This is a genomic window from Chitinolyticbacter albus (genome assembly GCF_024437655.1).
Lineage (GTDB): Bacteria > Pseudomonadota > Gammaproteobacteria > Burkholderiales > Chitinibacteraceae > Chitinolyticbacter > Chitinolyticbacter albus.
In genome coordinates, this window is sequence record NZ_JANBVF010000016.1 from 23,381 (window position 1) to 45,253 (window position 21,873).

General features: G+C 65.0%; 21 protein-coding genes. 15 read left to right on the plus strand and 6 right to left on the minus strand.

The window, feature by feature from the left end; translation table 11 throughout:
- The first annotated feature begins 15 nt into the window (after positions 1-15).
- From mutL to miaA, 3 genes are read left to right on the plus strand one after another with little or no spacing between them, the layout of a single operon-like run.
- A complete protein-coding gene (gene mutL / locus NLI84_RS11025; protein ID WP_255990148.1) occupies positions 16-1,869 on the plus strand; it encodes a DNA mismatch repair endonuclease MutL in 1,854 nt (617 codons plus the stop codon).
- Positions 1,869-2,657, plus strand: a complete 789-nt coding sequence (locus tag NLI84_RS11030; RefSeq protein ID WP_255990149.1) for a hypothetical protein — start codon at positions 1,869-1,871, stop codon at positions 2,655-2,657. The genes mutL and NLI84_RS11030 overlap by 1 nt, the downstream gene beginning before the upstream one ends.
- Positions 2,654-3,592 (plus strand): tRNA (adenosine(37)-N6)-dimethylallyltransferase MiaA, encoded by a 939-nt coding sequence (gene miaA / locus NLI84_RS11035; protein WP_255990150.1) that lies wholly within the window; start codon positions 2,654-2,656, stop codon positions 3,590-3,592. The genes NLI84_RS11030 and miaA overlap by 4 nt, the downstream gene beginning before the upstream one ends.
- Here miaA and NLI84_RS11040 read toward each other — a convergent pair.
- From NLI84_RS11040 to NLI84_RS11055, 4 genes are all read right to left on the minus strand, one after another.
- Positions 3,543-4,244: a MarC family NAAT transporter gene (locus tag NLI84_RS11040; RefSeq protein WP_255990151.1), complete on the minus strand. Its 702-nt coding sequence runs from the start codon at positions 4,242-4,244 to the stop codon at positions 3,543-3,545. The two genes, miaA and NLI84_RS11040, sit on opposite strands and share 50 nt — an antisense overlap.
- Before the next feature lie 216 nt (positions 4,245-4,460).
- The gene (locus NLI84_RS11045) at positions 4,461-5,708 is read right to left on the minus strand and encodes a 6-phosphofructokinase (protein WP_255990152.1); all 1,248 of its coding nucleotides are present in this window, start codon (positions 5,706-5,708) and stop codon (positions 4,461-4,463) included.
- A gap of 311 nt (positions 5,709-6,019) precedes the next feature.
- Entirely contained in the window at positions 6,020-6,763 is a 744-nt protein-coding gene (locus NLI84_RS11050) for an alpha/beta hydrolase (protein ID WP_255990153.1), read from the minus strand.
- 124 nt (positions 6,764-6,887) lie between these two features.
- On the minus strand, positions 6,888-7,418 hold the full coding sequence (locus NLI84_RS11055) for a riboflavin biosynthesis protein RibA (RefSeq protein WP_255990154.1): 531 nt from the start codon (positions 7,416-7,418) through the stop codon (positions 6,888-6,890).
- A 485-nt stretch (positions 7,419-7,903) separates the two neighbouring features.
- On the opposite strand from NLI84_RS11055, the gene argJ reads away from it, so the two are divergent.
- The 4 genes from argJ (at position 7,904) to NLI84_RS11075 (ending at position 11,751) form a co-directional block, all read left to right on the plus strand.
- Complete coding sequence (gene argJ / locus NLI84_RS11060) at positions 7,904-9,133, plus strand: bifunctional glutamate N-acetyltransferase/amino-acid acetyltransferase ArgJ (RefSeq protein ID WP_255990272.1); 1,230 nt, start codon at positions 7,904-7,906, stop codon at positions 9,131-9,133.
- Between the two features lie 192 nt (positions 9,134-9,325).
- Entirely contained in the window at positions 9,326-9,655 is a 330-nt protein-coding gene (locus NLI84_RS11065) for a YnfA family protein (RefSeq protein ID WP_255990156.1), read from the plus strand.
- Between the two features lie 114 nt (positions 9,656-9,769).
- Entirely contained in the window at positions 9,770-10,672 is a 903-nt protein-coding gene (locus NLI84_RS11070) for an AraC family transcriptional regulator (protein WP_255990157.1), read from the plus strand.
- A 239-nt stretch (positions 10,673-10,911) separates the two neighbouring features.
- Positions 10,912-11,751, plus strand: a complete 840-nt coding sequence (locus NLI84_RS11075) for an AraC family transcriptional regulator (RefSeq protein ID WP_255990158.1) — start codon at positions 10,912-10,914, stop codon at positions 11,749-11,751.
- Positions 11,752-11,838: 87 nt separating this feature from the next.
- On the opposite strand, the gene NLI84_RS11080 is transcribed toward NLI84_RS11075, so the two are convergent.
- Positions 11,839-11,982, minus strand: a complete 144-nt coding sequence (locus NLI84_RS11080) for a hypothetical protein (protein ID WP_255990159.1) — start codon at positions 11,980-11,982, stop codon at positions 11,839-11,841.
- A gap of 297 nt (positions 11,983-12,279) precedes the next feature.
- On the minus strand, positions 12,280-12,594 hold the full coding sequence (locus tag NLI84_RS11085) for an ArsR/SmtB family transcription factor (RefSeq protein WP_246120830.1): 315 nt from the start codon (positions 12,592-12,594) through the stop codon (positions 12,280-12,282).
- Positions 12,595-12,753: 159 nt separating this feature from the next.
- Between NLI84_RS11085 and gpmI the strand changes: the two genes are divergently transcribed.
- The 8 genes from gpmI to NLI84_RS11125 all read left to right on the plus strand — a co-directional run bounded on the left by gpmI (position 12,754) and on the right by NLI84_RS11125 (position 21,852).
- Positions 12,754-14,301 (plus strand): 2,3-bisphosphoglycerate-independent phosphoglycerate mutase, encoded by a 1,548-nt coding sequence (gene gpmI, locus NLI84_RS11090; RefSeq protein WP_255990161.1) that lies wholly within the window; start codon positions 12,754-12,756, stop codon positions 14,299-14,301.
- A gap of 39 nt (positions 14,302-14,340) precedes the next feature.
- The gene (locus NLI84_RS11095) at positions 14,341-15,636 is read left to right on the plus strand and encodes a murein hydrolase activator EnvC family protein (RefSeq protein WP_255990162.1); all 1,296 of its coding nucleotides are present in this window, start codon (positions 14,341-14,343) and stop codon (positions 15,634-15,636) included.
- Positions 15,637-15,662: 26 nt separating this feature from the next.
- A complete protein-coding gene (locus tag NLI84_RS11100) occupies positions 15,663-17,138 on the plus strand; it encodes a S41 family peptidase (protein WP_255990165.1) in 1,476 nt (491 codons plus the stop codon).
- An 86-nt stretch (positions 17,139-17,224) separates the two neighbouring features.
- Positions 17,225-17,596, plus strand: a complete 372-nt coding sequence (locus NLI84_RS11105) for a hypothetical protein (RefSeq protein WP_255990166.1) — start codon at positions 17,225-17,227, stop codon at positions 17,594-17,596.
- A gap of 61 nt (positions 17,597-17,657) precedes the next feature.
- The gene (locus tag NLI84_RS11110; RefSeq protein ID WP_255990167.1) at positions 17,658-18,446 is read left to right on the plus strand and encodes a HesA/MoeB/ThiF family protein; all 789 of its coding nucleotides are present in this window, start codon (positions 17,658-17,660) and stop codon (positions 18,444-18,446) included.
- A gap of 79 nt (positions 18,447-18,525) precedes the next feature.
- Positions 18,526-19,116 carry a LemA family protein gene (locus tag NLI84_RS11115; protein ID WP_255990168.1) on the plus strand — a complete coding sequence of 197 codons (591 nt, stop codon included), beginning with the start codon at positions 18,526-18,528 and terminating at the stop codon, positions 19,114-19,116.
- Between the two features lie 3 nt (positions 19,117-19,119).
- The gene (locus NLI84_RS11120; protein ID WP_255990169.1) at positions 19,120-20,088 is read left to right on the plus strand and encodes an E3 ubiquitin ligase family protein; all 969 of its coding nucleotides are present in this window, start codon (positions 19,120-19,122) and stop codon (positions 20,086-20,088) included.
- 150 nt (positions 20,089-20,238) lie between these two features.
- Entirely contained in the window at positions 20,239-21,852 is a 1,614-nt protein-coding gene (locus NLI84_RS11125; RefSeq protein WP_255990170.1) for an NAD+ synthase, read from the plus strand.
- The last annotated feature ends 21 nt before the right edge of the window (positions 21,853-21,873 follow it).

Below are 21,873 nucleotides of genomic sequence, written 5' to 3' on the forward strand. Positions count from 1 at the left end.
GTTTTCGTTGCCGCCATGCCCCGCATCCAGGTCCTGCCCGATACCCTCGTCAACCAGATCGCCGCCGGCGAAGTGGTCGAACGCCCGGCCAATGCGCTCAAGGAACTGCTGGAAAACAGCCTCGATGCCGGCGCGCAGAACCTGAACGTCGAGCTACTGGCCGGCGGCACCAAGCTGATCAAGGTGATCGACGACGGCGGCGGCATCGAGCAGGACGACCTTGCGCTGGCGCTGCACCGGCACGCCACCAGCAAGATCCGCAGCTTCGACGACCTGTCCCGCGTCGCCACGTTGGGCTTTCGCGGCGAGGGGCTCGCCTCCATCGCCTCGGTCTCGCGGCTGGTGCTCACCAGCCGCTTCGATGGCAGCGGCCACGCCTGGCGCGTCGAGGCTGACCATGGCGGCCTCTCCGAGCCGGAACCGGCCGCCCTCGCCGTCGGCACCACCATCGAGGTGCACGAGCTCTATTACCAGACGCCGGCGCGCCGCAAGTTCCTGAAGTCGGATGCCACCGAGTTCGCCCATTGCGAGGATGCGGTCAAGCGGCTGGCGCTGGCACATCCGGACAAGCAATTCACGCTGCTGCACAACGGCCGTGCCCAGCTGCGCCTTACGCGCGGCGATCTGGCGCGCCGCGCGGGCGAGCTATTGGGTGAGGAATTCGTGCAATCGGGCGTGGTGGTCGACGAGCGCGTCGGCCCCTTGCGGCTGTGGGGTATCGCCGGCTCGCCGACGCTATCCAAGGGCAGTCGCGATGCGCAGTATTTCTTCGTGAATGGGCGCTTCGTGCGCGACAAGGTGATCCAGCACGCGCTGCGCGAAGCCTATCGCGACGTGCTGCATCACGACCGCCACGCGGCCTACGCATTGTTCCTGGAACTCGATCCGGAAGGTGTCGACGTCAACGTGCACCCGACCAAGATCGAGGTGCGCTTTCGCGAAAGCCAGGCCATCTACCGCTTCGTACTCTCCGCGCTGACCCGCGCACTCTCGGCCACGCGCGCCGGCAGCGCACCGGGCCAAGTCGACCCCGAGACCGGCGAGATCACCTTCCAGCCCTCCGGCTTCGCACCATCGCCCGCGCAGGCGATGAAGCCGCAGGACTACGTGACCGCTGCCTACCGCCAGCAGGCGATGCCGCTGCCCGTGGTGCAGGAACCGCTGGCCGTCTACGATAAGCTGTTTGGCGACCTCAAGCGTGATCCGACGGCGGCGAACACCGCCGTGCTCGATCGCGTCGTCGCGGCCGCGCCGGCGGCGCTGCCCGCCACCGACGAGGATGGCATCCCGCCACTGGGCTTCGCCGTGGCGCAGATCCATGGCGTATATGTCCTCGCGCAATCGCGTGATGGGCTGATCGTGGTCGACATGCACGCCGCCCACGAGCGGGTGGTGTACGAAAAGCTGAAGACAGCGCTGGATCTCGATCGCATGCCGACGCAACCGCTCCTGATCCCGCATGTGTTCCCTGCGGAAAAGCTCGATGTCGCAACGGTCGAGGATAATCAGGACGTGCTGGCGCAACTGGGTTTCGATCTATCGCCCACCTCGCCCACCCAACTGGCAATCCGCTCGGTGCCCATGCTGCTGAAGGATGCTGACGCCATCGAGCTCGCCCGCGCCGTGCTCAAGGACATCCGCGAGGTCGGCGCGAGCCGCGTTTTGGCCGGCCGGCAGAACGAGCTGCTCGCGACCATGGCCTGCCACGGCGCCGTGCGCGCCAACCGCAGCCTGACCATACCCGAGATGAACGCGCTGCTGCGCGAGATGGAGGCCACCGAGCGCAGCGGCCAGTGCAACCACGGCCGGCCCACCTGGTTCCGCCTGACGATGAAGGAGCTCGACGGGCTCTTCATGCGGGGGCAATGATGAGCACTGTACTCGCCGTCAAGCTGTTCGCCGGGCCGGCAGTCATCGCTCTTGCCAGTCTGGTCGGCAAGCGCTGGGGACCGGGTGTTGCGGGTCTCCTGGGTGGCATGCCACTGATTTCCGGTTGCGTGATCGCTGCGCTGTGGTTGCAATACGGGCAGGACTACGCCACCCACGTGGCGGGCGCATCGCCGGTCGGCCTGTGGGGGAATCTGGTTTACATGCTGGTGGTCGGTCATGCTGCGCAATGGCTGGACGGCAGGCGCTGGAGCTGGTTGGGCATCCTGCTGTGCGGTTGGGCCAGCTATGCGGCCGTGGCGCTACTGGTCGTGCACGCTGGCATCGAGCGCAGCCTGTTCTGGGGGCTGGCGGTACTCCCGTCATTGCTGCTGTCGGCGCGCTATCTGCTGCCGTCCCCCAAGGCCGCCCCGCGCGTGGTACCGCTGCCGCGCATCGAACTATTCGCACGCATGATGGCCGCCCTGCTGCTGGTCTCTGTGCTGACCGGACTGACACAACTGCTCGGCCCGAGCCTGACCGGCCTGCTCGCGCCCAGCCCGGTGGTCGCCACCGTGCTGCCCGCCTTCACCATGGCCAACGCCGGCGGCGACGCGGTACTGCTGCAGATGCGCGGCTTCCTGATCGGGCTGGTCGGCATGGGCACGAGCCTGCTCAGCCTTGCACCGCTGACTATTTATCTGGACGCCTGGGCCGCCCCCGTCGCCATCGTGATCGCCATTTTCAGCGGCTTCGGCGCCAACTGGCTGATGCAGCGGATGGCGCGATGAGCCCCGCCCTCTTTCTGATGGGCCCAACCGCCTCGGGCAAGACTGCCTGCGCCATGGCGCTGGTCGAGGCCGGCCTGCCGGTGGAGCTGATCTCGGTCGACTCCGCACTGGTGTTCCGCGACATGGACATCGGCACCGCCAAGCCCACGGCGGCCGAGCTCGAGCGCGCGCCGCACCAGTTGATCGACATCATCAGCCCGGAAGCGGCCTATTCGGCCGCGCAGTTTCGCGACGACGCGCTGCGGCTGATGGCGGACATCACCGCGCGCGGCCGCCTGCCGGTGCTGGTCGGCGGCACCATGCTCTACTTCAACACGCTGCAGCACGGCATCCACGATCTGCCGCAGGCCGATCCGGCGTTGCGCGCCGAGCTGCACGCCGATGCCGAGCGCCTCGGTTGGCCGGCGCTGCATGCGCGCCTGGCCGCGCTTGATCCGGCGACGGCGGCGCGGTTGTCGCCCAACGATCAGCAGCGGATCGAGCGCGCGCTGGAGATCTGCCTCACTGCCGGCCGGGCTATGTCCGAGCTGCTGGCGCAACCGGCCTCGCAGCCACTGCCGTATGCGCTGACCAAGCTCGCGCTGTTGCCGAACGACCGCACAGTGCTGCACCAGCGCATCGCACAGCGTTTCGACATCATGCTGGCGCAGGGCCTCGTCGACGAAGTGGCCGGCTTGCGCAGCCGCTATACGCTGTCGCTCGATCTGCCGTCGATGCGTTGCGTCGGCTACCGCCAGGCCTGGGAATACCTCGATGACGACATCGACCTGGCCACGCTGCGCGACAAGGGCATTGCCGCAACGCGCCAGCTCGCCAAGCGCCAGCTCACCTGGCTGCGCGGCATGGACGACGTGAAAGCCCTCGATTGCCTGCAGCCCGACCTCGTCACAGCTGTGCTGGCGCGGACACGGCAGCTGCTGGGCGCTGCGGGATGAAGGCCGGATCGTGCAACAGATCGCGCACGCCGTTGATCAAAAACTGCACGCCGATGCAGATCAGCAAAAAGCCCATCACCCGCGACACGGCATTGATGCCGTTTTCCCCCAGCAGCGCGTAAAGCCGCTTGGCCGCGCGCAGGCTCAGCCACGACAGCCACATCACGGTGACTATGCCGACGATCACCACCAGGTACCCCAACCACACCGGCAGATCAGTGTTGTTGTGCATCGACGACGACATCGACACCACCACGGCGATCGAGCCCGGCCCTGCGATCGACGGCATCGCCAGCGGCGTGAACGAGATATCGCGCTTGGACTCGGCCTCGCGCTGGGCGGCATCGGGCAAGGTGCTCGATTCGGTGGGGAACAGCATGGTGAAGCCGATGTAGGCGACAATCAGCCCACCGGCGATGCGCAGGCCGGGAATGGAGATCGCAAAAAAATCCATGATCAGCGCGCCGACCAGCAAGAAGGTGATCAGGATGCCGGCGGCGAAATAGCAGGCGCGAGTGAGCTGGCGCTCACGCTCCTCGGGCGAGAGGTGAGCCACCATGGTCGGCAGCACGGTAGCGGTGTAGAGCGGGTTGACGATGGGCAGCAAGGCCGTGATCGTGGCAAGGAAGGTGGCGATCAGTTCCTGCAGCATGCGGCCTCCAAGGTGCCGGGTATGCCACAGCATGGACCAGATCGCCCGCCGCTGCCGATAGCGCCTAGAGCCGCAAACAAAATCCTGCTGGCGGCGTTGCGCTCACTGGTCGTACATCTCGTACTGCCGGCGACCGAAGGAAGTCCGGTTTATCGCCTTTCAGGACGTTTCGCGCGCCTTGCCAGCACCATTTCACTGGGGTTTGTTAGCGGGCTCTCAACAGCGATTGAACGGCGCCAGCCGTTTCTCCATCTGCACCCAGCCCCAGTGCGGATAATCGGGCAGGCCGTCGCGGAACGGCGGCGGCGCCTCGCCCTGGATCAGTGGTAGGAAGTACTCGCGCCCGGCCGGAGACAGGTGCAGACCGTCACTGGTGAGGTACTCCAGCGGCAGCGGTTTCTCGCGGTTGGCCACGTCCGCCAGCGGCACCGCCTCGATGCGCCAGCGATAGGGCTCGCTATCTTCGCGCACGATGGCCGGCATTACGCTCTTCAACCCCGCAATCGCGTAGCTCACTGCGGCCTCGCCCACCGCTACCGCCTGCGCGAGATCGGTGGCGCTGGCGATATGACGCGCCGCACGCTGCAGGTAATCGGCCACCGCCCAGTGGCATTTGTGGCCGAGCTCCGCCTTGACGAGGTTGGCGAGGATAGGCGCCACGCCGCCGAGCTGCGCATGGCCAAAGGCATCGGCACCACCCGATTCGGATAGGAACACGCCATGTGCATCGCGTATGCCCTCGGCCGCGACCACCACGCAGTAGCCGACGCGGTCAACCGCCGCCTGCACCGCCTTGAGGAAACGCCCGGACTCGAACGGCACCTCCGGGGTGAGGATGACATGCGGTGCAGCATGCGGCACATCGGCAGCCAGGCCCGATGAGGCGGCAATCCAGCCGGTATGCCGGCCCATCACCTCCAGCACGAACACCTTGGTCGAGCTCGCGGCCATCGACGCGGTATCGAGCCCGGCCTCGCGCACCGAGGTGGCCACATACTTGGCCACCGAGCCGAAGCCAGGCGAGTTGTCGGTCAACGGCAGATCGTTGTCTATGGTCTTGGGCACGTGCACCGCGGTGAGATCGACGCCGTGGTATTGCGCGAACTCCGCCACCTTGAGGCAGGTATCGGCCGAATCGCCGCCGCCGTTGTAGAAGAAGTAGCCGATGTTGTAGGCCTCGAACAGCTCGAACAGGCGCTTCAGTTCCGCGCCGTGCTTGAGCTTGTGCCGGCACGAACCGAACGCGCCGCCCGGCGTGTGCTTCAGCCGCGCCAGCAGCTCATCCGGCATCTGCACGGTATCGACCAGCACTTCGTCGAGCGCACCCAAAATGCCGTTCTGCGCGCAATACACGGTGCCGATCGCTTCCGGATGGCGACGCGCCGCGGCGATCACCCCCCAGGCCGATGCATTGATCACCGGGGTGACGCCACCCGATTGGGCATAAAGCGCGTTCTTGGGCATGTAGGCATCCTAGGCTGGAGTTCGACCCTGCCAGTTTTGCGCAGCGCAGCATCGGCGGCATCGGGAGTTTCAGCTAGGGAAAAGTCGCGATGCCCCTGCTTGAAGCGATGGCATGTCAGCGTGGCACCGCGATGCCCCTCGGGCGTGGTCGGTAGCAACGCCGGCACGCGATGCCAAGCGCGCCACGCAGCAGATTCACGAGTCAGCAGCGCCCGCCGGCATCATTCGAGCGATCGCGCTGCACCCGGCCGCGGACCCTGCGGTACTGGCGCTGTCGCTGCCGACGGTTCCACCACGACGCGAGCTGGCGCTTACAGGCCCAGTCGCTGCCGCAATGCGTCTACCAGCGCGTCGCGCGCCGCCATACTGCCGAATACATGATCGGCCCCCGCGACCTCCACCCAGTGAGCACCCGCGATCGCGCTGGCATAGCGCCGGCCGATCTCGACCGGCACAGCCGCATCATCACCACCATGCACCACCAGCGTCGGCACGGTAATGTGCGTCAGCGGTGTCCATGGATCAAGCTCGGCGGCTTCGCGTTGCAGCGGCAAGCCTATGGGCAAGGCGAGCAGGTCGTAGCGTCCATCGCGCAGCGGCGAACCCGCAGCGCAGCTGCGCGCGATGACATCGGCGAGATTGCCGGCCGGCGCCAGCAGCGACAACGTCACCAGATCGTCATCGGCCAGCTCGGCGGCAACGAGGCTTGCCACCAGGGCCCCCATGCTGAAGCCAGTAAGATGCAGCCGCATGACAGGATGGCGGGCGCGGACGAATTCAAGCAGACGGTGCGTCTGCCGGACCTGATCGGCCACCGTGATGGCATCGAACAGCCCGCCACTCTCGCCGCAACCGCGAAAATCGAAGCGATACACCGTCACGCCCAGCGCATTCAGCCGCCGAGCCAAGTCGACGAAGTAGTAGGCCAGCTCCAGCCTATGCCCGGTGAACCCATGCAACAGCAGCATCACATGGCCCGACGGCTGGATCGGGGTGTCGATACTGCCGATCAGATCGACTCCATTGTCGTCGTAGACCACCGTGCTGATCGCCATGCCGCCTCCGCTACCCGAAAGAAAGCCTGACGATAGCGGCTGTACTGCCCGCAAACCAGTACGCGACGACCAGAGCGCAAGCCGGGCATGACCGACGTAGCGGCGAAAAGACTCTGAACAGGCCTTAGATCGTGCGCACCACTTCGTGCGATGCGCCACGCAGCACGCGCAGCGCCTCGTCGGTCTGACGCGTCGATACCGGATGGACCACCACCGCCCAGCGTCCGGCTCGGACCGCCTTGCGCACTGGCGCCACGACCGCCAGGTGGTCTGGCCGCGCTGTGATCAATCCGCCCGCCAGCAGCCCGAACACCAAGCCCAGCGCACCCAGCACGGCCGCAGCCGCCAACGGGCTGCTGACCACGGCGCGCTCGCCGGAAAAATACAAGGCGACGAACACTGTCACGCCAATCAGCGCGCCGGCAAACGCCAGCGTCAGGTGCGCTCGGACGGCGGTGTGCGCGATGCCACGCGACTCCGGCTCCAGCTTGCGACCGAACTGGCCATCACCGGGGCCAACCAGCTGCACCTGATCCTCCTGCACGCCGGTGGCGATGCGCACCTGCTCCGCCGCCGCCTGCGCACCCGTCTCGGAATCGAACAACGCCGCCACCTTGGTCAGCGCATGCTCTCCAGATATAAGTTTGCTCAGCATGATCTCGCTCCATGCACCCTGTTTGCTCATTGTGCGTCCGTAAGCGGTGGCGCACTGTCGGCGGGCCCATGCGAATGCTGTAGGACGGGGCCGTCAGGCGCTGACGGCACTACCCATTCGATCGGCCGATCGCCAACCCACACTCGCTGACATGTAGCGCATGGGCTTCTGCCGCCCTTTCCCGACCACCTGATGTCAAGCACAGGCAATATGTGAGCATACGGCTGTGTCCCAGCAATGATGCGCCCGGCCCGCTCGGCACTGTTGGCGGAGATGGGCGTGTTCGGCACCGACACAGAGTGGCCTGACTTGGCTGTGGCCGGGATCATGGCGATGCTCGCTTTATCGACGGCATTCCAGGTACTGCGACAGGCGCGGCACGAGCTGGTATCGACCTGCGCCTGAGCAAGCGATGCGGCGCCTCCCGGCTGTCATCCATGACGGGTACAATCGCCGTTTTGACCGAACGCCTGAGGAAGCTGACCATGCCCGTGAACCTGCCCGAACTCGATCCCAGCCAGCTCCACCCCGTCGCCGGTGTGGAACTCGGTATCGCCTCCGCCGGCGTGAAGACGCCCGGCCGCCGCGATGTGCTGGTGATGCGATTGGCAGAAGGCACGCAGGTGGCGGGGGTGTTCACGCTGAACAAGTTCTGCGCCGCGCCGGTGCGCGTGTGCCGTGAGATCCTGGCCGCCGGCCACCGGGTACGCGCGCTGGTGGTGAACACCGGTAATGCCAACGCCGGAACCGGCCTCGACGGCCTTGCCCGCGCCCGCAAGGTGAGCGCGGCGCTCGCGGGCGAACTGGGCGTGGCGCCCGAGCAAGTGCTGCCCTTTTCCACTGGCGTGATCCTGGAGCCGTTGCCGGCCGACAAGATCGTCGCCGCGCTGCCGGCGGCCGTGGCTGATCTCAAGCCCGCGCAATGGGCCGAGGCCGCACGCGCCATCATGACCACTGATGTCGCGCCCAAGGCTGCCAGCCGACAGGTTGCGATCGGCGGCAAGACCGTGACCATCACCGGCATCAGCAAGGGCGCCGGCATGATCCACCCGAACATGGCGACCATGCTGGGTTATGTGGCAACCGACGCCGCCGTGTCGCAGGCGGTGCTGCAAAAGCTGGCGAAATGGACGGCCGATCGCTCGTTCAACTCGATCACCGTCGATGGCGACACCAGCACCAACGACAGCTACATCCTGATCGCCACCGGCGCTGCCGGGAATGCTGAGATCGACGAGGAAGCCAGTGCCGACTTCGCCGCCTTCCGCGATGCGCTGCTCGACGTGGCGCAGACGCTGGCCAAGGCCATCATCCGCGACGGCGAGGGCGCGACCAAGTTCATGACCGTAAAGGTCGAGGGCGGCAAGAACTGGGATGAGTGCAAGGCCGTCGGCTACGCCATCGCCAAGAGCCCGCTGATCAAGACCGCGTTTTTCGCGTCCGACCCCAACCTTGGCCGTATCCTGTGCGCGATCGGTTACTCGTCGGTGGACGATCTCGATGTCGAGCAGCTGGAAGTGTGGCTGGGCGATGTGCTGGTCGCCGAAAAGGGCGGCCGCGCCGCCAGCTACACCGAGGAACAGGGCCAGCGCGTGATGAACGAGGCCGAGATCACCGTCACCGTAAAGCTGGGCCGCGGCAGCGAAGCCGCCACGGTGTGGACCTGCGATTTCAGCTACGACTATGTGAAGATCAACGCGGACTACCGCAGCTAAGAGCGGCTAACAAAACCTTGCTGGCAGTGTCGCGCTCACTGGCCATACCTCGTAGTGCCTGCGGCCGGAGGAAGTCCGATTCATCGCCTTTCAGGACGTATCGCACTTCTTGCCAGAAACGCTACGCTAGGTTTTGTTCACCGCTCTAAATAAGAGAAACGGGCGCCACGGCGCCCGTTTTGACATCCCACGATGCCGCTACTGCATACCACCCTGCTTTTCATCGCCACCGCCATCGCCGAGGTCGTCGGCTGCTATTTGCCGTGGCTCTGGCTGAAGAAGGATGGCTCGCCGTGGCTGCTGCTGCCGGCCGCGTTCTCGCTGGCGCTGTTCACCTGGCTGCTGACGTTGCACCCGACCGCGGCGGGCCGCACCTACGCCGCTTATGGTGGCGTCTACATCGTCGTGGCGCTCATCTGGCTGTGGGCGGTGGACGGCATCCGCCCCACGGCCTGGGACCTCGTCGGTGGCGTGGTGGCACTCACCGGCATGGCCATCATCATGCTGGCGCCGCGAAGCTAAACTCCGCCGCAGATGCGCGCGCACGTTCAAGCCAACCTCAGCACGGGCGATCAAGCGCAAGGGCCAAAGCCGCAGCATAGTGACGGCATCTTTTTTTGAATGAACTGGCCACCCATGACCCCCTTCGAACGTATCCAACGCGCCATCGACTTCATCGAAGCTCACTTGCGGGAAAAGATGAGCATGGCCACCATCGCGGCACCGACCAATTACTCGGCTTTCCATTTCCAACGTCTGTTTCGCGCGATCTCCGGATTTTCGGTTCAATCCTACATACGTCAGCGTCGCCTCACCGAAGCGGCGCGCATGCTGGCCAACCCACAAACCACCATCCTGGATGCTGCCGTCGCCTATGGCTATTGCTCGCACGAAGCCTTCACCCGGGCATTCGAAGCCTGCTTCGCCGTACCCCCTTCCGAATACCGTAAACAGCGCAACAAACCCGCCGGACAACGCAAACTGGATCTGTGCACCGGCGCGCCCTTTCGCGACGGCGTCGGTGGCAAGGCGCCAGACATCCGTTTTCTGGAAACCCGCACCGTCATCGGCAAGGTCTATCGCACCCACCTGGAAAGCGGGAATTTCTATGCCGACATCGGTGGCTTCTATCGGGATTTTGGCGAAAGCGGCAGCTATCTAAATATTCCCGACAGGGCGCAGCCGGGCCTGTGTCATGGTGTTTCCTGCCATTACCAGGACGATGGCCAGTTCGATTTCGTGATCGGCGAAAAAGTGATCCAGCCGGCAACCGCATTGCCGGAAGGCTTTACCGCGGTCAGCCTGCCAGCAGGCTGGTATGCAGAATTCGATGCGTCCGGCCCGATCGATACGGTTCCTCGAATCCGGGACTATATCTATGGCATCTGGCTCCCCAATAGCCGCTATGAACGCACCGACGGCCCGGATTTCGAAGTAACCGATGTCCCAGCCTCATGCTTTCCCGACGACCTGCGCATCAAGGTCTACATTCCTCTTCGAGAGGAAACCGTGCACCAGGCGCCCAGCCCACGCCTTTGAGTCAAGCGTGTTGCAAGCACACCCTTTGACGCACACTCCTGCGGATCATCAAGATTCAATCTTCCAGCGCTTGAGGTCACCCCTAGGGTCCGCTATCGAGGCAACAGGGTTCCACACTCGGGAAGCGGCGCAATGATGCGAGCAAGTTGGCTGGCGACTCGCACCATGCGGTTCAACGCGGCCAAAAGCGCAAATGCGATCAATCCGGCCCGGCTAGCATCCGGGTCGAGGAGCACAGCATGAAACCTGACACCCTGGCCCGTTACACCGAGCGTATCTGCAAGGTGCTCGACTACCTGTACGCGCATAGCGACAGCGAGCCCGATCTTTATACGCTGGCCGATGTGGCCTGCCTGTCGCCGTATCACTTTCATCGCGTGTACCGCGGGCTGATGGGCGAAACGCTGGGGGACACGCTGAAGGAAATTCGCCTGCGCAAGGCGGCGGGCGAGCTGGCGCGCACTCGTGTGCCGCTCAGCCGCATCGCCGAGCGCGCGGGTTTCGGCTCCTTGCCGGCGTTCAGTCGGGCTTTCCAGCAGCGTTACGGCGCATCGCCCGGGCGTTACCGCGCGATCCGCGCGCTGCCTTTCCCCTATGCAGAGGAGCAGGACATGTACCCCATCGAGATCACCGAAGAATCCGGCACCCCCCTGGTCGGGTTGGCCCACCACGGGGACTATCACCAGATCGGTCTCGCCTTCAATAAGCTGTTCCTGCACGCCGGCAACGCGGGCTGGATGCAGCCCATGCCGCGCTGCATCGGCCTGTTCTACGACGACCCCAACCAGGTACCCGAGGAGAAGCTACGCTCGCACGCTGCCATCGGCATCGCCGCCGTGCCCGATCCCTTGCCGACGCCATTCGAGGGCCTGGCCATCCCCGCCGGCAGAACTGCGACGCTGCGCTATACCGGCCCTTACTCCGATCTGCCCGAAGCCTATGCCTGGCTGTTCGGCCACTGGCTGCCGCAAAGCGGGGAGGAACCGCGCGATTTTCCGGCCTACGAGGAGTACATGAACGACCCCAAGACCACGCCGCCGGCCGAGCTTCTCACGCTGATCCATCTGCCGCTCGTTTGAGAAACGCCGACGTGCGGCAGGCGTAAAAAAGAGCAAAGGGGCATAACGCCCCTTCGCCCTTACGGATTAGGTCTCAGGTTCCGGTAGCTACCGATACGGTTCGGCGACTTCGAGGGCAAGATTCCTCGTATCGTCGTGGTCGAGATTGGTAGGGGTTTTGAAGGCCCGGAACAAGTTCATCAACGCATCGTTGACCGTACTCGCTAAGCCTTCCAGGAAGTCGAATCGCATTGCGATCTCCTTGTTTCGAAGGTTTCACTAACTACGTCGCAGATTTTGCTGACAGGTGTCGCCCCCACCGGGAAACCGGATCGGGCAACTCGTTGCCGGAGTGTCGTCTCCGACCGCGCGGACAGCCTGTGGGGCTGCCGGCCTGTTAACACAACCGAACGTCCGCCACGACCAGATTGTCGTGATGGCACTGTCAATTTAGCAGCCACTAATACACAGCGTCAAACACCGTATGTCGTCAATATGAACAAAAACAGCCACTTATGTGGCTGTTTGGGGCTCGTAGTGGCTTTGCGCCTACTTGGAAAAGGCACAGAACACGTCGCGCAGCATGGCGATCACTTCCAGCGTGCGGGTATCGCCAACGCGGTAATAGACGCGGTTGGCGTCCTTGCGGGTGCGCAGCACGCCCTTTTCGCGCATCAGCGCCAGATGCTGCGAAATGTTCGATTGCGTGGTGCCAACCTGCTCCACGATGTCCTGCACGCTGACCTCGTGCTCGCCCAGTACGCAGAGGATCTTCAGTCGCAACGGGTGCGACATGGCCTTCATCGCGCGCGACGCCTGCTGGATGTGCTCGTCGCTCATCAATTCGGTGGGGGGAAGCATCATCCTCTGCACTTTTTGGCCGTCCATCAGACGTTCATATTATTGGATCTGTGACAAGGCAAGCCTATGTCGTTGCGGTAGAATACTACCCATCTTTGGAACCCCACTGCAACGGGCGATCCGCCCGCGACAGCGCCGTTTTTGCTTGAGGTACACCCCAGTATGACGCAAGCCACACCTGCAATTAAGCCGGTCCTGTTATTGATACTCGACGGCTACGGCTATCGCGAGGAAAAACAGGACAACGCGATCGCTGCGGCCAACAAACCCAACCTCGATCGCATCTTCGCCCAGCACCCCTGGACCACGATCAACGCGTCCGAACGCCATGTCGGCCTGCCCGACGGACAGTTCGGCAACTCGGAAGTCGGCCACCTCAACATCGGCGCCGGTCGCGTGCTGCTGCAGGACATCAGCCGCATCGACGTCGACGTTGCCGAAGGCAAGATCGGCCAGAACGCTGAATTTGCTCGCGCGATCGAACTGGCCAAGTCCACCGGCAAGACGCTGCATGTGCTGGGCCTGATTTCCGATGGCGGTGTGCACAGCCACGAGGCGCATATCCATGCGCTGATCAAGGACGCCGCCAAGGCTGGCGTCGCCAACATCCACGTCCATGCCTTCCTCGACGGCCGCGACACCCCGCCGCGCAGCGCCGAGAAGTACCTCGTCAAGCTGGAAGCCGCCTGTCGCGAAGCCGGGGTCGCCCGCATCGTCGGCATCGTCGGCCGCTACTGGGTGATGGATCGCGATAAGCGCTGGGAGCGCGTCGAGCCGGCGTATAACCTGATCGTCGACGGCCAGGGTCTGCATCACGCCGAGACCGCGCTCGATGGTCTCAAGGCCGCCTACGCCCGCGATGAGAACGACGAGTTCGTCGGCGCCACCCACATCGGTGCCCCGGCCCGTATCGAGGATGGCGACGTTGCCATCTTCATGAACTTCCGCGCCGATCGCGCCCGCCAGATCTCGGTGGCACTCACCGACGCAGCATTTGACGGCTTTGCGCGCCAGCGCGTGGCCCGGTTCGCCAGCTTCGTCACCGCCACCCGCTATGCCGAGGCCTACCCGTTCCCGGTCGCCTACGACAAGGAAAAGGTCAGCAACAGCTTCGGCGAGTACATCGCGCACCTTGGCATCAAGCAGCTGCGCATCGCCGAAACCGAGAAATACCCGCACGTGACCTACTTCTTCTCCGGTGGCGAGGAAAAGGAATTCCCGGGCGAGGATCGGGTGCTGGTGCCCAGCCCCAAGGTCGCCACCTATGACCTCAAGCCGGAGATGAGTGCGCCCGAAGTCACCGACAAGATCGTCACCGCGATCGAATCGGGGCAGTACGGCGCCATCATCTGCAACTACGCCAATGGCGACATGGTGGGTCATACCGGCGTGTTCGATGCCGCCGTGCAGGCCATCGAGGCGCTCGACGCCTGCGTCGGCCGCTGCGTCGAAGCGATGGCCCGCGTTGGCGGCGAAGTGCTGATCACCGCCGATCACGGCAACTGCGAGCAGATGTTCGATCACGCCGAGCGCCAGCCGCATACACAGCACACCACCGACGTCGTGCCCTTCGTCTACGTGGGCAGGCCAGCCCGGCTCGCCGCACGCGGCGAAGGCTCACTGAAGGACATCGCGCCGACCTTGCTGGCAATGATGGGGCTGCCGCAGCCGGCCGAGATGAGCGGCCACTCGCTCGTCCAGTTCTCCTGACGCCTGCCAATCTTGCGCGCCGTTGCGCTTGTCCTGCTGATGGCACTCTCCGGTGCGGCGCATGCCGCCCCGGAGACTCTTTCGCGTGCCAACAGCCAGAAGCACCAGGCTGAGCTCAAGGATTTGCGCGGCAAGATCGACGCGCTGAAGCAGGACCTCGCCACCAACGAATCGAACCGCCAGGAAGCGGCGGACGCGCTCAAGGATTCCGAGCGCGCGATCTCCGAAGCCAATCGCGTGCTCGGTACCCTGGCCGAGGAGCGTCAGCTCACCGCGCTGGAACTGGCGCAGCTGGAAGCCGACATCGCCAGCGCGCGCACCGGCATCCGCGCCAGCCAGGCCCGGCTCGCCGCGCTCTTGAGCGCGCGCTACAAGACACGCGAACTCGAAGCCTGGCGCTTGATCCTCGATCAGGAAGACCCCAGCCAGGCGAGCCGCGATCTCAGCTACTACCGTTACCTCGCCCGCGCCCAGCAGCAGCTTGCCGCGCGGCTCGAGGCCCAACTGACCGAGCTCAACCGTCTCGCCGCCGAAATCCGCGACAAGAACGCCGAGCTCAAGGCCATCGCGGCCGAGAAGGCACGGCAGAAGGCGCTGCTGGTCTCGGAGCAGGCCGAAAAGCAGCAGCTGGTCACCAGCCTCAATCGCGAAATCAGCCAGCAACGCACCCAGATCCAGAAGCTGTCCGCCGATGAAAAACGGCTCTCGGACCTCGTCAAGCGGCTCGAGGCCATCATCAAGCAGCAGGAGGCGCGCCGCGCGCGCGAAGCCGCCAAACGCCGCGCCGATGCGGAGCGCCGCGTCCGAGCGGAGGCGGAGCGCCGCGTCAAGGCCGCCAACGCCAAGATCGCCCAGGGCGGCAAACCGGCCCCGGGCAGCAAGCCAGCGATCGAGCCGGTGCGCGCCGTCAACCAGGCCGAGCCCGATGCCAGCCTCAACGGTCGCCAATTCGCCGCGCTCAAGGGCCGGCTACGCCTTCCGCTCAAGGGCGAGGTGATCGGCCGTTTCGGCGCCGCGCGCGCGGAAGGCACCACCTGGAAGGGCGTATTCATCCGCGCCTCCAGCGGGCAGCCCGTGAAGGCGGTGGCCGGTGGCGAAGTGGTGTTTGCCGACTGGCTGCGTGGCTTTGGCAATCTCATCATTGTCGACCACGGTGATGGCTTTCTCAGCCTCTATGCCGCCAACGAAAGCGTGCTCAAGCAGGTCGGCGATCGGGTCGGCCCGGGAGACACCATCGCCACCAGCGGCAACAGCGGTGGCATGGCCGAATCGGGCGTATACTTCGAGCTCAGAAAAAACGGCCAGCCTATCGACCCGCTAGCCTGGACCGGCTGACACGAGAACACGGAGTTCCACACGGTATGACCGCTCATTCTTCCAAGAAAAACGGGAAGTTCCAGAAAATTGCCCTGCTCGCAGCCGGCGCCAGCCTCGGTGTAGCGATCAGCCTGTCGTTCAACGTCATGGCCGACAAGGATACGGTGGCCTCCCCGCTGCCGATCGAGGATCTGCGCGCCTTTTCCACGGTGTTCGGCCTTATCAAGCAGAACTACGTCGAGCCGGTCGAAGACAAGAAGCTGATCTCGGAAGCGATCAAGGGCATGGTGGCCGGGCTCGACCCGCACTCGTCCTATCTGGATGCAGAAGCCTTCAAGGATCTGCAGGAGAACACCCAGGGCGAGTTCGGCGGTCTCGGGCTCGAAGTAAACATGGAAGATGGCCTCGTGCGCGTGGTCTCGCCGATCGAGGACACGCCCGCCTACCGCGCCGGGGTGAAGGCTGGCGATTACATCGTCAAGATCGACGACACCCAGGTGCAGGGGCTGTCGCTATCGGAAGCGGTGAACAAGATGCGCGGCAAGCCCGGCAGCGCGGTCACGCTGACAGTGTTGCGCAAGGGCGCCGCCAAGCCCATGGTGCTCAGCCTCAAGCGCGCCGTGATCAAGGTGCAGAGCGTGAAGTCCAAGCTCGCCGAGCCCGACTACGGCTACATCCGCGTCACCCAGTTCCAGGAACACACGACCGAGAACGTCGCCAAGGCGATCGAAACGCTCTACAAGGACAACAAGGGTGCGCTCAAGGGTCTGGTGCTCGACCTGCGCAACGATCCGGGTGGCCTGCTCAACGGCGCCGTCGGCGTTTCCGCCGCCTTCCTGCCGAGCAACGCCCTCGTCGTCTACACCGAGGGCCGCACCGAGGACGCCAAGATCAAGCTGACCGCCAGCCGTGAGAACTACCAGCGCGGCGGCAAGGACGACTACTTCAAGAACGTGCCGGCCGATGCCAAGACCGTGCCGCTGGTGGTGCTGGTCAATGGCGGCTCCGCGTCCGCGTCGGAAATCGTCGCCGGTGCGCTGCAGGATCACAAGCGCGCGCTGGTCGTTGGCACCCAGACCTTCGGCAAGGGCTCCGTGCAAACCATATTGCCGATCGACGCCAAGTCCGCGCTCAAGCTCACCACGGCGCGCTATTACACGCCGAACGGCCGCTCGATTCAGGCCAAGGGCATCACGCCGGACATCGTCGTCGAGGAAGCCACGGTCAACGGCAAGGAAGAGAGCGGCCTGATGCTGCGCGAGGCGGATCTGCAACGCCACCTCGACAATCCGAGCGGTGAATCTGGACCGGCTCCCGCCCCCAAGCCGGCCATCCTACCCAAGCCTGAAGTCAAGGCGCCTGCCGCCAAGCCGGCCTCGGGCACCGAGGAAGCCGAGTTCAACCCGCGCGAGCTTGCCTCCAAGAGTGACTTCCAGCTGCAACAGGCGCTGTCGGTACTCAAGGTGCAGCAGTTGCTGCTGCAGCAAAAACAGCCGGCCAAGCCCGCAGTCAAGAAGTAGGGCCTCGCGATCCGCCGCAGCCCCGCCACACGGCGGGGCTTTTTCATGCGCGTCGTCTACGCTGAAGCGTAAAGCGGGAGCCCGCCATGAATACGGAACGCCATGCCCGGATCGACCTGAGCGGCGACGCGCCAGCCGCGGCCGCCTGGCTCGCCACGCAATCGGTGCTGCACGCACAGGCCTGGGGCAACCACATTGTGTTGCTGCGCTACCGCCTGACCGACTGCGAGCTGGCCAGCCTCGAAACCGCGCTGATGGCACAGGGCTGGACGCTCGATCAACACCTGGTCGCGCGGCTGCGCCGCTCGCTCGCCCACTACGCCGAACGCCTCGCGCGCGACAACCTTGGCGTCCCCGAACACAATCTCAAGACCGACGGCGTCTATCGCCAGGTATGGCAGCACCATGCGCACGGCGATCGGGACGACACGCCCGAGGAGCTGCGCCGCTACCTTTGACCGGGTACGGCGATAGGGGCAGACCACCGGGTATAATCGACCACCCTTCCGGTATGCCGCCATGACCGCCTGCACCACCCGCTCCGCCCAGATCGATCTGAACGACACCCAGCTGCTGCGCTACAGCCGCCATATCCTGCTCGATGAAATCGGCGTGGAAGGGCAGCAGCGCATCGCCACCAGCCATGTGCTGGTGATCGGTGCGGGCGGCCTGGGCTGCCCGGCCGCACTCTATCTCGCCGCCGCGGGTGTGGGCACGCTGACGCTGGTCGACGATGACATAGTTGAGCTCACCAACCTGCAGCGGCAGATCGCGCACCGGCACGACAGCATCGGCGCGCCCAAGGTGGCCTCGGCCGCCGCGACGCTCGCTGCGCTCAATCCGGATACCCGCGTCCAGGCCTTGCAGGAACGCGCGACGGGCGAGAAGCTGCGCGAGCTGGTCGCAGCCGCCGATGTGGTGCTCGATTGCAGTGACAATTTCGCCACCCGCCATGCGATAAACCGGGCCTGCGTCGCGTTGCAAACGCCGCTGGTTTCGGGCGCAGCGGTCCGCTTCGACGGCCAGCTCACCACCTTCGATGCCCGCCAGCCCGATGCGCCGTGCTACCACTGCCTGTTCGGCGAGGAAGGCGAAGCCGGCGACGGCCCCTGCGCCACCTTTGGCGTATTTGCGCCACTGGTCGGCATCATCGGTACCGCGCAGGCGGCGGAAGCACTCAAGCTCGTGGTCGGGCTGGGCGAGCCGCTGGTGGGGCGGCTGCAGTTGCTCGATGCACGCAACATGCAGTGGCGTGAACTGCGCTACCGGCGCGATCCGCTGTGCCCGGTCTGCGGCGCGGCGCATTGAGCATCTGCGCCACACTGCAGGCTTGCTGACTGCCGGAAGTGGCGAGGCGCGTTATCATTGCGCGAACGGGGAGGGGCATATGGCATTGATGATTTTTCTGGCGCTGATCGTGGTGATCGCGCTGTACGTGATCTCGATCTACAACAACCTCGTCACGCTCAAGCATGGCGTGGCGCGCGCCTGGTCCAATATCGACGTGCTGATGAAGCAGCGCCACGACGAATTGCCCAAGCTGGTCGAAACCTGCAAGCAATACATGCAGTTCGAAACCGAGACGCTGGAGCGGGTGATGCTGGCGCGCGCCCAGGTGGCCAGCGCACGCGAAACGCGCAACATTCCGGCGCTGGGCACGGCCGAAACGGCGCTGCGCGCGGGGCTCGGCCAATTGTTCGCCACAGTCGAGGCGTATCCGGAGCTGTCGGCCAACGAGCATTTCCGCCACCTGCTCGCGCGCATCACCGAGCTGGAAGACGGCATTGCCGATCGTCGTGAAACATATAACGACGCGACCAACCTCAACAACGTGCGTATCGACCAGTTCCCGGACGTGTTGATTGCACGCAGCCTGGGCTTCGGCGAGGCACGCCTGCTGCACTTCAACGACGCCGAAAAACGCGACGTCGACTTCAAGACGCTGTTCAAGCCCGACCAGGTCGGCCCTGCTCAATAAGCGATGCTGTTCAACCTCACCGCGCTGCAACGCGCCTGGGCGGACTGGATCGCCGCCGCACTCAGCGCCGGGCTGCTGCTACTCGCGTGGATATCGTGGTCGAATACCGGCTGGTACTGGGGATGGGGCCTGAGCACCCTCTTCGGCATCGCCGGCTGGCACACACAACGTGCGCGTTATCTGGCCATATACAACACGCCCCTCACCCGCGTCGCGAGCACGAGCCAGGGCTATGTCCGCCTTGCCGGCATCGCCCGCGCCAGCGATGGCGTGCCGCTGGTATCACCATTTGGCACGAGCTGCGTCTGGTATCACTGCATCGAAGAGGAGCGCCAGGGCGGCCCTGGCAACAACCGGGGCTGGACCAAGCTTAGCGACGTGACCAGCAGCGATACCTTCGCGCTCGACGATGGCAGTGGCCACTGTCTGATCGATCCGGATGGCGCCGACCTGCGCGTGGGCGACGCCAGCATCACCTATTACGGCGAGGTGCGGCGTACCGAGTGGTGGATCTTCCCTGGCCAGCGCATCGAGGTGCTCGGCGACTTCGCTACGCTGCTGCACGATAGCTCGCTGCGCAATCAGCGTGAGCGCGTCTCGGGCCGGCTGGCCGAATGGAAGCACGACAAAGCCGGCCTGCTCCATCGTTTCGATGCCGACGGCAATGGCGAGATCGATCAGGCGGAATGGGATACGGTCCGCCGCGCCGCCGAGCGCGAAGTGATGCAGGAAACGGTCAGCGCCCCCCGCGAGACCGGTACCCACCTCGTACGCAAGCCGGCCCGGCGTGCTCCCTTCTACATCGTAACCGGCGAGCTCGATGCGCTGGCGCGCTATCACCAACGCTGGTCGTGGACCTACTTCGCACTGGGGGTGCTGGCGCTGCACGGGCTGTGGTGGCTGGGGCACTCACCCGATTTCGTTGAGCTGCATTTGCAGCCACCGCTGTATATCCGCTTTTTCGGCGACTGAGGCGTAACCCTGCCGCGCAAGCCCGGAGCCGCGTGCGGTGAAAACGCAGCGCGATGCTGGGCGCAGCCGGCGGCTTCTTTCTCCAATGCGCTCCACGCCGCAGTGCCGCGCCACGATAAAATAGTGGTTTCTCCATCAACGGCCCCGCCCATGCGCATCGCCCTCGCCCAATTCAATCCCGTCGTCGGCGACCTGACCGGCAACCTCGACCTGATACTCGCCGCGGCGGCGGACGCGCACGCCCAGGGCGCCGACGTACTGGTCACGCCAGAGCTCGCACTCACCGGTTACCCACCAGAAGACCTGCTGCTGCGCCCCGCCTTCCTCAAGGACTGCGCGCGCGCCATCGGCCGCCTGATCGACGAAGTCGACGGCATCACACTGGTGGTCGGCCACCCTTACGGCTCGGGCGACGAGTGCTTTAACGCGGCGACCGTAATCCGCGATGGCAACGTGCTGGGGCGCTACGAAAAGATGCTGCTGCCCAACGACACGGTGTTCGACGAGGTGCGCTATTTCACGCCGGGCTACGCGCCGCTGGTGTTCGAGGTAGCGGGCGTGAAGGCCGGCGTGCTGATCTGCGAGGATGTTTGGGAGCTCGACCCGGCCGCCGCCGCACGCGACGAGGGCGCCGAGTTGCTGCTGGTGCTCAATGCCTCGCCCTATCACCAGGCCAAGCAATCGACCCGGCAGGCGGTGTTGCGCGATCGCGCCACCGAAAACGACGTGCCCGCGGTGTATGTGAACCTGGTCGGCGGCCAGGACGAGCTGGTGTTCGATGGCCATTCGTTCGCGGTGAATCGCGCCGGCGCGGTCGTCGCCGAGCTGCCGGCGTTCGAGCCGGCACTGCAGCTGGTCGAGTTCGCCGAGGGCGATCTCAAGCCCGCCGCCCGCGTGACCGAATACGCCGAGGAGGAAAGCGTCTACCGCGCGCTGGTGCTCGGCGTGCGCGACTACATCACCAAGAACCGCTTTCCCGGCGTGCTGCTGGGCTTGTCGGGCGGCATCGATTCCGCCCTGACCCTGGCCATCGCCGTCGATGCGCTCGGCGCCGACAAGGTCCACGCGGTGATGATGCCCTCGCGCTACACCGCCGACATCAGCGTGGACGATTCGCGCGAGATGATCGCGCGCCTGGCTTGCCAGTATTCCGAGATCGAGATCTGGCCGATGTACGAGGCGTTCATGAACGGCCTCGCTCCACAGTTTGCCGGCACCGCCGTCGACACCACCGAGGAAAACCTGCAAAGCCGCATCCGCGGCACGCTGCTGATGGCACTCTCCAACAAGAGCGGCCGCCTGGTGCTGACCACGGGCAACAAGAGCGAGATGACCACCGGCTACGCTACGCTCTACGGCGACATGGCCGGCGGCTTCGCGGTGCTGAAGGACGTGGCCAAGACGCTGGTGTTCCGCCTGGCGCGCTGGCGCAATACCACCGGCGCCTATGCGCTCACCGACGTGATCCCCGAGCGCATTATCACCCGACCACCCTCGGCCGAACTGCGACCCGACCAGAAGGATGAGGACAGCCTGCCGCCCTATGAAGTGCTCGACGCCATCCTGCAGGCCTATGTCGAGGAGAACTGCTCCAAGGCCGAGATCGTCGCCCGTGGCTACGCCGCGATCGATGTCGATCGCGTGGTGTGGCTACTCAAGGTGAACGAATACAAGCGCCGCCAGGCGCCGGTTGGGCCGCGGGTGACGCATCGTGCGTTCGGCAAGGACTGGCGCATGCCGATCACCAATCGCTGGTCCAACTGACTTTGCTGCATGCATAAATTA

What these genes read in the sequence shown, in the direction of transcription:
- mutL (WP_255990148.1), top strand. Translation starts at nt 16, where the DNA reads ATGCCCCGCATCCAGGTCCTGCCCGATACCCTCGTCAACCAGATCGCC.
- NLI84_RS11030 (WP_255990149.1), top strand. Translation starts at nt 1,869, where the DNA reads ATGAGCACTGTACTCGCCGTCAAGCTGTTCGCCGGGCCGGCAGTCATC.
- miaA (WP_255990150.1), top strand. Translation starts at nt 2,654, where the DNA reads ATGAGCCCCGCCCTCTTTCTGATGGGCCCAACCGCCTCGGGCAAGACT.
- NLI84_RS11040 (WP_255990151.1), bottom strand. Translation starts at nt 4,244, where the DNA reads ATGCTGCAGGAACTGATCGCCACCTTCCTTGCCACGATCACGGCCTTG.
- NLI84_RS11045 (WP_255990152.1), bottom strand. Translation starts at nt 5,708, where the DNA reads ATGCCCAAGAACGCGCTTTATGCCCAATCGGGTGGCGTCACCCCGGTG.
- NLI84_RS11050 (WP_255990153.1), bottom strand. Translation starts at nt 6,763, where the DNA reads ATGGCGATCAGCACGGTGGTCTACGACGACAATGGAGTCGATCTGATC.
- NLI84_RS11055 (WP_255990154.1), bottom strand. Translation starts at nt 7,418, where the DNA reads ATGCTGAGCAAACTTATATCTGGAGAGCATGCGCTGACCAAGGTGGCG.
- argJ (WP_255990272.1), top strand. Translation starts at nt 7,904, where the DNA reads ATGCCCGTGAACCTGCCCGAACTCGATCCCAGCCAGCTCCACCCCGTC.
- NLI84_RS11065 (WP_255990156.1), top strand. Translation starts at nt 9,326, where the DNA reads ATGCCGCTACTGCATACCACCCTGCTTTTCATCGCCACCGCCATCGCC.
- NLI84_RS11070 (WP_255990157.1), top strand. Translation starts at nt 9,770, where the DNA reads ATGACCCCCTTCGAACGTATCCAACGCGCCATCGACTTCATCGAAGCT.
- NLI84_RS11075 (WP_255990158.1), top strand. Translation starts at nt 10,912, where the DNA reads ATGAAACCTGACACCCTGGCCCGTTACACCGAGCGTATCTGCAAGGTG.
- NLI84_RS11080 (WP_255990159.1), bottom strand. Translation starts at nt 11,982, where the DNA reads ATGCGATTCGACTTCCTGGAAGGCTTAGCGAGTACGGTCAACGATGCG.
- NLI84_RS11085 (WP_246120830.1), bottom strand. Translation starts at nt 12,594, where the DNA reads ATGATGCTTCCCCCCACCGAATTGATGAGCGACGAGCACATCCAGCAG.
- gpmI (WP_255990161.1), top strand. Translation starts at nt 12,754, where the DNA reads ATGACGCAAGCCACACCTGCAATTAAGCCGGTCCTGTTATTGATACTC.
- NLI84_RS11095 (WP_255990162.1), top strand. Translation starts at nt 14,341, where the DNA reads ATGGCACTCTCCGGTGCGGCGCATGCCGCCCCGGAGACTCTTTCGCGT.
- NLI84_RS11100 (WP_255990165.1), top strand. Translation starts at nt 15,663, where the DNA reads ATGACCGCTCATTCTTCCAAGAAAAACGGGAAGTTCCAGAAAATTGCC.
- NLI84_RS11105 (WP_255990166.1), top strand. Translation starts at nt 17,225, where the DNA reads ATGAATACGGAACGCCATGCCCGGATCGACCTGAGCGGCGACGCGCCA.
- NLI84_RS11110 (WP_255990167.1), top strand. Translation starts at nt 17,658, where the DNA reads ATGACCGCCTGCACCACCCGCTCCGCCCAGATCGATCTGAACGACACC.
- NLI84_RS11115 (WP_255990168.1), top strand. Translation starts at nt 18,526, where the DNA reads ATGGCATTGATGATTTTTCTGGCGCTGATCGTGGTGATCGCGCTGTAC.
- NLI84_RS11120 (WP_255990169.1), top strand. Translation starts at nt 19,120, where the DNA reads ATGCTGTTCAACCTCACCGCGCTGCAACGCGCCTGGGCGGACTGGATC.
- NLI84_RS11125 (WP_255990170.1), top strand. Translation starts at nt 20,239, where the DNA reads ATGCGCATCGCCCTCGCCCAATTCAATCCCGTCGTCGGCGACCTGACC.